This window comes from Bacillus pfraonensis (assembly GCF_050768835.1).
GTDB classification, from domain to species: Bacteria; Bacillota; Bacilli; order Bacillales; family Bacillaceae_G; genus Bacillus_A; species Bacillus_A pfraonensis.
Genome location: NZ_JAHCDO010000003.1, coordinates 208204 through 222929, shown reverse-complemented (window position 1 = coordinate 222929; position 14726 = coordinate 208204). Strand labels below are relative to the sequence as shown.

The 14726-nt window shown below is 39.8% G+C and carries 1 protein-coding gene and 1 pseudogene; both read left to right on the top strand.

The genetic code is table 11. The annotated features are described in order from the left end of the window. Positions 1-156 precede the first annotated feature (156 nt). Positions 157-276: pseudogene (locus KFD70_RS03735) on the top strand (group II intron maturase-specific domain-containing protein); the annotation flags it as partial. 1761 nt (positions 277-2037) lie between these two features. Beyond that, the gene (locus KFD70_RS03730; protein WP_431612943.1) at positions 2038-14706 is read left to right on the top strand and encodes an amino acid adenylation domain-containing protein; all 12669 of its coding nucleotides are present in this window, start codon (positions 2038-2040) and stop codon (positions 14704-14706) included. Positions 14707-14726 lie beyond the last annotated feature (20 nt).

Here is a 14726-nt window from a genome sequence, read left to right as displayed (position 1 = left end):
TTATTCTAGATAAATTTTAAAAAACAGTATTTTCCAAATAAGTATTTTAAGATCCAAAGCAGAACTCGGGAAATGATGTTAAGAAAGTAATATATAAAGATGGAAAACCGAATAAAAGAATTGAATTAGTACTTTATTGAATGAGGATACTACAAACTCATGGATACACCATCGAAACTAAAAGAACTTGAAGGTGGGTTTACACGTAGACTGAGAATGATTCTATGGAAGGAGTGGAAGAACCGAAGAAGTGGAGTCGAAAATCTAAGTAAATAATTAGGTGCTGGAGAGAAAGCATACAAATAGAGAGTTTTTTGAAAGGGATACTGCGAAAACAAGGATTGAAGAGCCTAAGGATAAGATTATGAACAATTGCGTATAATTTTGAACCGCTGTATATGGAACCGTATGTACGGTGGTTTGAGGCCGACAGAAGTTAGTCTCCTACCTCTATCTCAATTGATTATATGTTGGGATTTTATATTTTATTTAAAATTTATTATTAATATTTAAATTATTACTAATAATATAAAAAAACTCTATTCAAAAGTTAATAAATAGTGGTAAACTTTTACTTGTATTGAGAAAAATGTAGTTTTTTTATATAAAATTATTCGGTTTTTTATATTTTGAGGGAGGTCGAATATTTAGGGGATTCTAAAACTATTGAAGTCTTAAAAGAAAAACTAAGAAGTATGGACGATGTAAAGTATTTTAAAATTACATTTTGTAATACTAAAACTGCTCTCAGAATAGGAGGTCTTTCTACGGTTTCCTCATAGAATGTATCTCGGTTCAAGTCTTTAGAATCTATGGATCATGGATGCGGTTCAGAAGCGTTTTACCAGAATGATATTTCGCTTACTGAAGACGCTCCCAGTATTCTACTTGAGATATTAATGAGAGCTTTCCGGTGTTTTGTTTTTCTGCTTCCAAATGAGGAAGCAAAGATCAATTTGCTATTTTGCAATTATAATGATACCGAACTTCTGCACTCTAATGAAATTAAAAGAGATGAACTCTTTTGATGCCTTTGCAGACAAGTCTATAGTTTGTGTATTAGAAAGTCCCATACTTTTCTTTCTATACCTCCACATTTACCCCTCATTTTAAAGAATTACTGCATGTGGAGTACTTAAAGGAGCAATAAATGGTAAATAGACATGAGAATTAACAGATTCATTTTGAAATATTTGGTGACAACTCAATGTTATATTATCAGAATTATCAATTTACCATTCGCGTTGTGGTTCTTTTTTCTTATGTAGAAGGAAACAAAGAATCTAAAAAGCAAGAGATTATCTAAAAAAGCTGATACGCCTTTTGATTTGTTACACGATTCATTAATTTGTATAAAAATTTATATGATTGACAGGGACTATTCCATTCTGGATGAATCTGTCAATCATATAATTACTGACGGGTGATTCACTAATTTATTTGAAAAAGAACTCATAGGGACACATCAGCAGCTTAGAAACGGAAGGGAAGCATCACTTAAAAGGATTGAGTTTCAGTATTTATAATACGTTAATTGGTTGAACCACTTTATCTTCGATAGGAGAGCTGCTTCTCTTAAAAGATTGAATATTGAAAAATGATAGATGTAAGATTTCTTGTATTGAATTTCTATATAATTCCAGAAAAGCAGTCGTACTCACTCATGAAGGAAATGCAGATAGAGTCTCTTTTGGAAAAAATTCATCAACATTGTAAAAGAATAAATGTTACACCTTATATTTACAAATTTATTCTTTATTCATTGCTGCTGCACCTCTATACAGGCTAATCCACAGTATATCACCATCATTTCAGACGATGTTCATTTATCAAAATGAACTCATTGATTATTACAAAATTGGTGATCTGAAGATTGGTTTGTAAGTTGAAAGTAATTATACATCCAAATTTGATTTTCTTTTACATATTTATCACTGGGAAATTCTTTTTTGCTAGGACTGGAATACAACACTACTCTTTTAGGAGAAGAAACTATTTACCGTTTTCTTGAATATTATAAAAGGTTAATGGAAGGGGTTGTCGAAAATTAAACTCTCGGAAATTAGTATTGTATCAAACGTGGAGAAACAGAAGTTATTAGTAGATTTCAATAATACCATGGCGGAATACCCGCGAGAAAAAACAATTGTAGATCTTTTCCATGAGCAAGCTATGAAGACACCAGACAGGATCGCCTTGACAATAGGAAAAGATAACCTGTCTTATAGTGAACTGCATAGAAAATCCAACCAAGTGGCTCGCCTTCTTCAGAAACAGGGGACAGGCCGCGAACAGGTAGTGGGTCTCCTGGTTAATCGTTCGGTTGAGATGATTGTAGGTATTCTGGGTATATTAAAGGCAGGTGCAGCTTATCTTCCGATTGATCCGGATTACCCGGAGGAAAGAATCCGCTATATGCTTGATGACAGCGGAGCCGAGAAGCTGATCGTCCAGTATGCAGAAGACGTTCCCGCCCATTATTCCGGACAGGTACTAGGGCTTTGGAAACGGGAATGGGAGAAAGAAGATCCTTCGGATCTGGAAGTGGAAGCTGGTCCGAAAGACTTGGCTTATATCATCTATACCTCGGGATCTACTGGACAGCCGAAAGGAGTTATGGTGGAGCACCGGAACGTGGTACGTCTCTTGTTTAACGATCAGAATCTCTTTGATTTCTCGGAAGAAGATGTTTGGACATTGTTCCACTCCTATTGTTTTGATTTTTCAGTTTGGGAAATGTATGGTGCCTTGTTGTATGGAGGTCGGCTAGTTCTTGTTCCATCTTTTGTGGCTCGGGATCCGGAGGCTTTTGCTGAGCTTCTACTTAAAGAGAAGGTGACCATCTTGAACCAGACGCCTACGGCGTTTTATCAGCTTTCTCACCAGATGAAAAAGATGAAGCCAGCCGAGATGCCTGTCCGCAAAGTCATTTTTGGGGGGGAAAAGCTATCTCCTCTACAGCTGAAGGACTGGAAAGCAGCCTATCCTTCCACGCAGTTGATTAATATGTACGGGATTACGGAAACGACTGTTCATGTCACGTATAAGGAAATCACTGAAAAAGAAATTGAGACTAACATCAGCAATATTGGAAAGCCGATTCCTACCCTTCAAGTGTATGTGCTAGGTAGCCAGAAGAACCTCCTACCTATTGGAGTTGGTGGTGAAATGTATGTGGCTGGGGAAGGTGTGGCTAGAGGTTATTTGAACCGGCCGGATTTAACGGAAGAGCGCTTTGTCGAAAATCCGTTTCGACCAGGAGAGCGGATGTACAAAACAGGTGACCTGGCCCGATGGCTGGAAGATGGGAATCTGGAGTACCTTGGAAGAATGGATGACCAGGTTAAAATCCGTGGCCATCGGATCGAATTAGGAGAGGTTGAAACCCAGCTACTTCTCTGTAGCGGAATTAGAGAAGTTTTTGTACAAGCTTTTGAAGAGGAACAGGGACAAGCTTTGGTTGCCTATTATACAGCCGAAGAGGAATTGAGTCCTTCGGGACTCCGAATGGAATTGGCCAAAAGAGTCCCATTTTATATGGTTCCTTCTTATTTCATTCAGCTTGAAATGATGCCACTCACTTCCAATGGTAAGGTTGATCGCCACAGGCTTCCGGCTCCGGAAGTGAAAGGTGTTATCCATGAGGAGCCCCAGAATCCGCTGGAAGGCCGTGTACGGTCTATCTGGGAGGAGTTTTTAGGCACCTCTCTTGGTGTAACTGACAGCTTTTTCAATCTGGGAGGAGACTCTATCAAAGCCATCGGATTGATTAGTTTTATGAATAGGAAAATGGACTGGGCTATTCAGATTAAAGATTTGTATGAATATCCAACTATAAAAGAGCTAGTCGCGTATGCCGGTGCAAAAAGTTTTTCACTGGAAGAGGAACGAATAGAAAAAAGAAAAGAATTGCAGGATTTGAAGAGTAAGTTCCTTGCGGAGCACGTCTCTTTAGCTTATAAAGTGGTTGATGTGTATCCAATGAGTGATATCCAGCAGGGAATGGTTTTTTATTCTTTGAAATATCCAGAAGAAGCGTTTTATCATGACCAACTTGTTTATCAGCTAGAGGATACTTCATTTGAAGTGGGAAAATTAACTGAAGCTATGACCTTATTAATGAATAAACATGAAATTTTACGAACGGGCTTTTTCTTAGATGAAGGATCTGTGCCTCTTCAAGTTGTCTACCAGTCAGTTCCAGTCGATATCATAGAGCGTGATCTATCAGTATATACAGAAAAAGAGCAGGAGGATTTTATTGAGCGTTCTCTTTTGGAAGATCGTCAGAATCCGTTTGAGCTAAAAGAGGGACCCCTTTGGAGGCTTCGGGTATATAGGTTAAACGACCGTCAGGTCGCTTTTGCTTGGATAGTCCATCATGCCATTATGGATGGCTGGAGTGTTGCCTCGTTTATGACGGAGTTAGTAGGCGTATATTTCAAGTTAAAAGCTGGTACTGTACAACTGTCTCAACTGAAGAGCAACTATAAGGATTACATAGTGGACCAGATGATTGTTTCCCAGCAGAAAGATTTAACGACTTACTGGCAGAAGGAGTTGGAAGATTTTAAGAGGCTTCAACTTCCATTTGAAGCTACACAGGAAACTAAAACAACTACTAAAATGCTAAATCCAGAACTTCTTCAACAACTTAAACGAGTTGCTAAAAAAGAGAAGACTACTATAAGAACAATGTGTCTGACTGCCTACCTCTCTGTAATGAAGTTGATCACGTTTGAAAGTGATATAACTATAGGTTTGGTTGAGAACGCAAGGCCGGTTACTGAGGATGCTGAAAAAATGCTCGGCTGTTTTTTAAACACAATTCCTTTTAGGATTTCTATAGATAAAGAAGAGACTTGGGAGACGCTATTAAGGAAAGTTCATAAAAAACAAATTGATAAGAAAAAATTTGGACGTCTTTCTTTTAAAAGAATATCGGAAGCTATAGGTGCTTCAAGTGCTTTGGATAACCCTGTTTTTGATATTTTATTTAATTTCATAGACTTTCACACATATGAAAATATCAAGAAGCATTCCATAACCCCTAGAAAAGAGAGTTATGAAAAAACCAATACTTTATTTGATTTTTCAATTTCTACAACTCTAAATCAATTTGAAATCAGGATTGTTTCTTCTTTTTCGGATTTAACTATTAAAAGACTTTTAGGCTATTTTGAACGTGCTTTATACATTTTGATTGATAATTTAGATCAGCGGTTTAGGAATGAACAGCTTCTCGAAAATGAGGAAACATTTTCTCTTCTGCATCAGTTTAATAACCAGAAAGTTGACTATCCTCAGGAAAAAACATTGGTAAGTCTTTTTGTAGAGCGGGCTAATAAGGCGCCAGACAAGATTGCTTTAACTCTGGGAGAAGATTGTTTGTCGTATGGTGAACTACATAGAAAATCTAACCAAGTGGCCCGCCTTCTTCAGAAGCAGGGGGTAGGTCGCGAACAGATAGTAGGCCTTCTAGTCGATCGTTCACCCGAGATGATTATAAGTATCCTCGGTATATTAAAGGCGGGTGCAGCTTATCTTCCGATTGATCCGGATTATCCGGAGGAAAGAATCCGCTATATGCTTGAAGATAGCGGGGCCGAAAAGTTGATTGTCCAGTATGCAGAAGACGTTCCCGCCCATTATTCCGGACAGGTACTAGGGCTTTGGAAACGGGAATGGGAGAAAGAAGATCCTTCGGATCTGGAAGTGGAAGCTGGTCCGAAAGACTTGGCTTATATCATCTATACCTCGGGATCTACTGGACAGCCGAAAGGAGTTATGGTGGAGCACCGGAACGTGGTACGTCTCTTGTTTAACGATCAGAATCTCTTTGATTTCTCGGAAGAAGATGTTTGGACATTGTTCCACTCCTATTGTTTTGATTTTTCAGTTTGGGAAATGTATGGTGCCTTGTTGTATGGAGGCCGGCTAGTTCTTGTTCCATCTTTTGTGGCTCGGGATCCGGAGGCTTTTGCTGAGCTTCTACTTAAAGAGAAGGTGACCATCTTGAACCAGACGCCTACGGCGTTTTATCAGCTTTCTCACCAGATGAAAAAGATGAAGCCAGCCGAGATGCCTGTCCGCAAAGTCATTTTTGGGGGGGAAAAGCTATCTCCTCTACAGCTGAAGGACTGGAAAGCAGCCTATCCTTCCACGCAGTTGATTAATATGTACGGGATTACGGAAACGACTGTTCATGTCACGTATAAGGAAATTACTGAAAAAGAAATCGAGACTAACATCAGCAATATTGGAAAGCCGATTCCCACTCTTCAGGTGTATGTGCTGGATGGACAGAAGAACCTCCTACCCGTTGGAATTGGCGGTGAAATGTATGTGGCCGGGGAAGGTGTGGCTAGAGGTTATTTGAATCGTCCAGAGCTAACGGAAGAGCGCTTTGTCGAAAATCCGTTTCAACCAGGAGAGCGGATGTACAAAACAGGTGACCTGGCCCGATGGCTGGAAGATGGAAACCTGGAGTACCTTGGAAGAATGGATGACCAGGTCAAAATCCGCGGGCACCGTATTGAATTAGGAGAGGTTGAAACCCAGCTACTTCTTTGTAGTGGAATCAGAGAAATTTTTGTACAAGCCTTCGAAGAGGAACAAGGGCAAGCTTTGGCCGCCTACTATACGGCTGAAGAGGAATTGAGTACTTTTGAGCTTCGAGCGGATTTGGCTAAAAAAGTTCCGTCTTATATGATTCCTTCTTATTTTATTCAGCTTGAAATGATGCCACTCACTGCCAATGGTAAGGTAGACCGTCACAGGCTTCCGGCCCCAGAAGTGAAAGGCACTATCCATGAGGAGCCCCGGAATCCGTTGGAAGGCCGTATACGGTCTGTTTGGGAAGAGTTTTTAGGTACCTCCCTTGGCATAAGTGACAGCTTTTTCAATCTGGGGGGAGACTCTATTAAAGCAATCGGATTGATTAGTCTTATGAACAGGAAAATGGACTGGACTATTCAGATCAAAGATTTGTATGAACATCCAACTATAAAAGAGCTAGTCGCGTATGCTGGTATACAAAATGGTTCACTGGAAGAAGAACGTAAACGTATAGAAAAAAGAAAAGAACTACAGGACCTGAAGAACAGGTTCCTTGAGGAACACACTTCCCTAGTTCATAAAGTAGTAGATGTTTATCCAATGAGTGATATCCAGCAGGGAATGGTTTTTTATTCTATGAGAAATCCAGAAAAGGCGCTTTATCACGACCAACTTGTTTATCAGCTAGAGGATGATTCATTTGAATTGGGAAAATTAACTGAAGCTATGACCTTATTAATGAATAAACATGAAATTTTACGAACGGGCTTTTTCTTAGATGAAGGACCTGTGCCTCTTCAAGTTGTCTACCAGTCAGTTCCAGTCGATATTATAGAGCATGATCTATCAGTATATACAGAAAAAGAGCAGGAGGATTTTATTGAGCGTTCTCTTTTGGAAGATCGTCAGAATCCGTTTGAGCTAAAAGGGGGATCCCTTTGGAGGCTTCGTGTATATAGGTTAAACGACCGTCAGGTCACTTTTGCTTGGATAGTCCATCATGCCATTATGGATGGCTGGAGTGTTGCCTCGTTTATGACAGCGTTGGTAGATGTATATTTCAGGTTAAAAATCGGCCCTGTGGAATTGGTAGGACTGAAGAGTAGCTATAAGGATTATGTAGTGGATCAGATGGTTGTTTCACAGCAAGAAGACCTAACGACCTATTGGCAGCAGGAGTTGTCAGATTTTAAAAGGCTTGAACTTCCATATGGAGCTGAGCAAGAAGTGGGAGCTTATATTATGGAGCTCGACTCTGACCTACTGCAGAGATTGAAGAAAGTTGCTAAGGAAGAAGGAACGACTCTAAAGATACTTTGCTTAACAGCCTATCTGTTTATGATGCGGATGATTACCTATGAAAATGATTTGACGATAGGATTGATTGAGAATGCGAGGCCAGTTACACAGGATGCAGAGAAGGTACTTGGTTGTTTCCTGAATACAACACCTTTTCGCATAGAGATAGATGAATCTGGAACATGGCAATCACTGCTTACGAAAGTCCACCGTAAGCATGTGGATTTAAAGAGCAAGGGTCGTTTTCCTTTTAGAAAAATTGCTGAGCTGATAGGGAGAACAGAAGTAAATGAAAATCCTATTTTTGATGCCGTTTTTAATTTTGTAGATTTTCATGTGTATAACGGATTGGAAGGTTCGCCTTTATCATATGGGGTTAATAGTTATGAGAAAACGAATACATTATTTGATTTTTCCGTGTCAACTACATTCGACCGATTTGAAATAAGAGTGGTGTCTGGTTTCTCAGAGATTGTCTTAAAAAAGTTATTAAGGTATTTTCAATTTATTTTAGAGGCGCTTTCTGAAGATATTCAAAGTGAAATTTCCACCCTTGCTCTTTTGGAACAAGCAGAAATAGACAAATTACTTAAACGGTTTAATGAAACTTCGGTGGACTTTCCGAAAGATCGTACTGTAACTCAACTTTTTGAAGGACAAGCAGCAAAAACACCTAATAATGTCGCTTTGGTGTTTGAAAATAAGGTTCTCACATACAAGGAACTCAACAGAATGGCTAATCAGATTGCACGTAGCTTGGTAAAACAGGGAGTAAAGAAAGGGCAGAAGGTCGGACTTCTCACGGAGCGCTCGTTTGAAATGATTGCAGGTATACTGGGCATTCTTAAATCTGGTGCTGCTTACCTTCCGATCGATCCAGGTTATCCGGCGGAACGGATTCAATATATGATTGATGACAGCGGAACCGAACTTGTAATTCTTCACGGAGGCGTTCTTCCGGACACCTATGAAGGGAAGGTTCTTACAATTGAGGAAGCTTTAGAAGAAAGGGATTCTTCCAATCTAGGTAGGGCTTCCGGGCCAGAAGACTTAGCTTATATTGTCTATACTTCAGGATCTACTGGGAAACCGAAAGGAAATCTGACTACCCATCGGAATGTCATCCGGACGATCATTAACAACGGCTATTTAGAAGTGAAAGAAACTGACCGGTTCCTTCAGTTGTCCAATTATGCATTTGACGGTTCTACCTTTGATATTTATGCATCACTTCTTCATGGAGCGCGGTTGGTGCTCGTTCCGAAGGAAACGGTTGGAGATGCTCTCCGGCTCTCACGCCTAATCCAAGAAGAACAGGTAACAATTTCGTTCATGACAACAGCGCTATTCAACACGCTTGTGGATGTGGATCTTGAAAGTCTAAAAGGGCTGCGAAAGCTCCTGTTTGGCGGTGAAATGGTGTCAGTCAAACATGTGCGAAAAGCATTGAGGGCAATGGGAGAAGACAGGCTCATTCACGTATATGGACCAACCGAAACAACAGTGTTTGCCACGGCTTGCCCTGTTACTGAGTCTATGATTAACCTCCATACGGTGCCGATTGGGAAGCCAATTAGTAATACATCGGCTTATGTTTTAAGCCCTAGTGGTCAGCTTCAACCGGAAGGGATTCCTGGAGAGCTGGTTATCGGAGGAGACGGAGTCTCCCGCGGATATCTGAATCGACCAGACTTGACAGAAGAGCGTTTTTTGGAGAATCCTTTCGTGCCTGGCGATCAAATCTATAAGACGGGGGATCTGGTCCGCTGGATGCCAGATGGAAACCTTGAGTACTTGGGAAGAATAGACCAACAAGTGAAAGTCAGAGGTCACCGGATTGAGCTTGGAGAAATTGAAAGTCGACTAAAAGAATTTCCAGCGGTCCGCGAGGCGGCGGCCACTATGAAAATAGACAGTCAGGGGCATTCTTACCTTTGTGCCTATATCGTCTGGAAGGGAGAGGTATTGGAAGCTTCTTTGCGCGAGTATCTGGCAGAACACTTGCCAGCTTACATGATTCCAACTCATTTTTCCTATCTTGAGGAGCTTCCGCTTACTCCAAATGGAAAAGTGGATAAAAATAGGCTTCCCGCAGAAAGAAGTAAAAATAAGGGAACAAAGCTTTATGTAGAACCTGTCACGGATACAGAGAAGGCGCTGGCCGAAATATTTAAGGAAATTTTGCAGGTAGAGCAGGTAAGCCTGAATGATAATTTTTTTGAACTTGGAGGGCACTCTCTTAAAGCTACGATTCTTTCAGCCAGAATTCATAAAATTATGAGAACAGAAGTAAGTCTGAAGCGAATTTTTAGTTTCCCAACAGTTAAAAAGCTAGCTCAACATATCGATGAGCAGTCTCAAAGCTCTTTTGAGGCAATTAGGCGTACTACCGAAAAAGAGTACTATCCTGTTTCTTTTGCGCAGAAACGAATTTATGTTTTGCAGATGATGGAGGAAAAGGGAATTCATTATAATATTCCAATACTGTTAAAAGTAGATGGAAAGCTGGACCTTGAAAAGGTTCAAGAATCATTAAACTGTCTAATTCAACGACATGAAATTTTAAGGACATCATTCCACTTCGAAGAAGAACAGCTTGTACAAAAAATTCATAATAATTTGGATTGGCCGCTGGTGCATGTCATTGCGCAGGATCCAAATATTGATACTCTTAAAAAAGAGTTTATTCGACCATTCGATTTAAGCTGTGCCCCTCTATTAAGGTCGCAGTTAGTACAGATTAATGCTGAATCGCATATACTCATGATTGATTTTCATCACATCATTTCAGATGGAATATCTGTAAATATACTGCTTCAGGAGTTCTATGATCTCTATCACGGACGGGAGCTTCAAGAGGCGACTATCCAATATAAGGATTATGCGGTTTGGCAACAGAGTCAAGTTGACTCCTTAAAGCGTCAAGAGATTTTCTGGAAAAAACGTTTTGAAGGCGAAATTCCTGTGCTGGATATGCATACTGATTATTCGAGACCACAGGTACAGAAGTTCGACGGTGATTTGCTGCAGATGGATTTTAGTAGAGCGTTTACGGAAAGGATTAAACTTTTTTCTTCTCAATCAGATGTGACTCTTTACATGACTATGCTGGCAGCCTATCATGTTCTTCTGCATAAGTATACAGGTCAGGATGATATTGTGATTGGTTCACCGATTGCAGGGCGTTCTCACTCAGACACGGAAAAAGTAGTCGGCATGTTTGTCAATACTCTGGCGCTACGTCATAAATCAAATGCTGGACAATCATTTAGCGAATTTTTAAATCAGGTGAAAAATGAGGTGCTTCTTGCACAAGAACATAGTGAATATCCATTTGAAGAATTGGTCGAAAAACTGGGGCTCCAACGTGTGTTAAATCGAAATCCTTTGTTTGATACAATGTTCATTCTTCAGAACATGGAGAAATTTCAAACGGATCATGATGGACTACAACTTAACGTAATGCAGTTAGAAATGGATACATCAAAGTTCGACCTTAGCTGGGTTATAGATGAAACTGAAAATCTCCGTTTGTCGGTAGAATACAGCACTCGTCTGTTTAAAAAACAATCTGTGGAAAGAATGGTTACCCATTACATTCATATTCTTGATCAGATTCTAAAAAATCCTGATATCCTGATTGGTCATATCCAACTGGCTACAGAAAGTGAAAAACAGGAGGTTCTTATAAAGTTTAATCAGACCGGGTTTCAGCAGGCGAAAGTTGAAACTCTGCATGGCTTGTTTGAGCAACAGGTGAATAAAAGCCCTGACAACGTTGCAATTGTTTCTGGCAACGAGCAAATCACATATAGAGCTCTTAATGCACGTTCAAATCAGCTGGCCAGAGCTTTAAGGAATAAAGGGATCGGAAAAAATCAGATTGTAGGGTTGTTATTCGAAAAGTCCATTGACATGATTGTAGCTATCTTAGGGGTATTAAAAGCGGGTGCAGCCTATATGCCGATTGATCCGAGCTATCCTGAGGATAGAATATTGTACATGCTCAATGACAGCAGATCAAAGGTTTTAGTCTGTACTAATTCTACATTTGGTCCTACAGAATTTAATGGAAGTATTTTGAAAATCGATGATATTCTAGCTGCATCTTTTGAAGTTCATAATCTGAGTGAAACTGCTTCAGCAGAAGATTTATCGTATCTGATATATACCTCAGGTTCCACAGGAAAGCCAAAGGGGGTAATGGTGGAGCATAGGAATGCAGTGCGTCTTTTCTGTAATCAAAATAACATATTTGATTTTGATGAAGAAGATATATGGCTATTCTTTCATTCCTATTGTTTCGACGTCTCAGTATGGGAAATCTTCGGTTCTTTGCTGAGGGGAGGAAAGTTGGTTGTAATATCTCAAATGGATAGCAGAAGCCCAGAAAAGCTTCTAACAATTATGGAAAAAGAGAAGGTAACTATTATGTGTCAGACACCGTCTTCCTTCGTTCCAATGTCTGCGGAACTTAATAGAACTTTCTACAACTTGAAGATAAGGAAAGTTATGCTGGCCGGAGAAGCCCTATATCCCAACCAACTGGAGCAATGGAGACAGGTTTATCCTGATACACAGATTATTAATATGTACGGCCCAACTGAAACAGCAGTTTATGCCACATATAAAGTGATGAATCCAGCTGAAACATCTTATATCAGCAATATAGGAGCACCTTTAGAACTTACAAAAGCTTATGTACTTGATAATCAAATAAATCTCTTGCCAGCAGGAGTGCCAGGCGAACTCTACATCTCCGGTACAGGAGTTGCAAGGGGTTACCTAAACATGGAAGAGTTGACATGTCAGAAGTTTATGACAAATCCTTTTGAGATTGGACAAAGAATGTATCGGACAGGAGATCTCGCTCGTTGGCTTCCAGACGGAAATTTAGAGTATTTAGGAAGGAAGGATTCCCAAGTCAAGATAAGGGGTTACCGAATCGAACTGGGAGAGATTGAAGCTTGCTTATTGGCCCATCCTTCAATTGAAGAAGCTATTGTTTCTTCAAGAAAAACTGAGGACGGAAACTTGAACCTCTGTGCGTATTTGATCTCAAACAAAGAATGGAGCGTTTCAGAGCTACGGGCTCATTTATTGAGAACTCTACCAGAATATATGATACCTGCTTTTTTTGTCGAGCTAGACTCTTTTCCGCTCACTTTAAACGGAAAACTTGATTACGCAGCTCTACCTGAGCCGAAATTAAAGAAGAGCGCTGAGAATTACACTGCACCTAAAACAGAATTGGAGAAAATAATGGCTCAAACTTGGCAAGAGGTCCTACAGATTGAGGCTGTTGGTATCCATGATAATTTCTTTGAACTAGGAGGAGATTCAATTAAAGCTATTCAGATTGCGGCAAAACTTCATGAACATCGGTTGAAATTCGATATGAAGGACTTATTTAAGAATCCTTCCATATCGGATTTGATCCCTTATTTACAGTCTAGCCAGGCTAATGAGGAACAAGGATTGATTGAGGGGGATGTTCCGCTCACGCCAGTGCAGAAATGGTTTTTTTCTCAGCAGTATCATGAAGTAGGACACTTTAATCAATCCATGATGCTTTTCCGGAAAAAGCGTTGGAATCCTATAGCCGTAAAGGATAGCATGCAGAAGATTTGTGAGCACCATGATGCCCTTCGCATGGTTTTCTCACGTGAAGTTTTTTCACAGTATAACAGAGGACTGGAAGGTATAGATTTAACTATTGAAGTGCTGGAGTTTTATGGAGCGGAGAATGCAGAGGCCTTGATAGAGAAGGAAGCAACACGGATACAGGGCAGTCTTAACCTTTCAGAGGGGCCGCTTGTAAGACTTGCTATCTTCAATACCGAAGAAGGTAGTTATCTTCTGATAGTCATCCATCATCTGGTTGTTGACGGTGTTTCATGGCGTATTATTTTGGAGGATTTTTCGTATCTGCATGATGAAGGAGGATCAGTTCTTCCTGCTAAAACGACTTCATATCAATCTTGGGCGAAAGAGCTATATAAATATGCAAAGAGCCAAAAGCTTCAAAAAGAGATTCCTTATTGGAGAAAATTAGAGTCGAAAATTGTCCCGCCTCTTCCAAAAGATCAAAGTGTTACGGGGACTTCTCTCTACGGGAATACTCAATTAGAAGAATTCTGTCTGGGTGAAGAAGAAACTAAAATCCTTTTAACAAATGCTCATCAGGCCTATCAGACAGAGATAAATGATCTTTTGCTTGCTGCACTTGTTCTCGCAGTTAAAGAGTGGACTGGCAAGAACAGCATGGCCGTTACCTTAGAAGGTCATGGTCGAGAAAATCTGTTAGAAAAAGTAAATTTAAGCAGAACAGTGGGATGGTTTACAAGCATGTTCCCGGTTGTTTTTGAACTAGACTCAGACCATTTTTCTTCAGTAATCAAAGCGGTTAAAGAAAACATTCGCGATATACCAAATAAAGGTGCGGGGTATGGGGTAATTAAATATTTGGCTCTTGAAAACGATACGGACTTTAAATTTAATCTCAAACCGGAAATCAGCTTTAATTACTTAGGTCAGTTTAACCATGAGATATTTAACATGCCGATTGGGAAACAGATTAGTATGATTAATGAGAATCCTTATCCTATTCAAATGAACAGTTATGTTTCTGGGCAGCAGCTAAGAATGATATTGCTTTATGATCAGAGGAGTTTTTATAGCAGCAGCATAAAATTCTTTGGAGAACGTTTCATACATTATCTGACTTTATTGATTAAACATTGTGAAAGTAAGGAAGAAACAGAGAGGACTCCAAGCGACTTCAGCATGACCAAATTGACCGCAAGTGATTTAGACGATATCTTTGAGGCTTTTGAAGAGAAGAATTAATTTATATTACATTGGGGGTT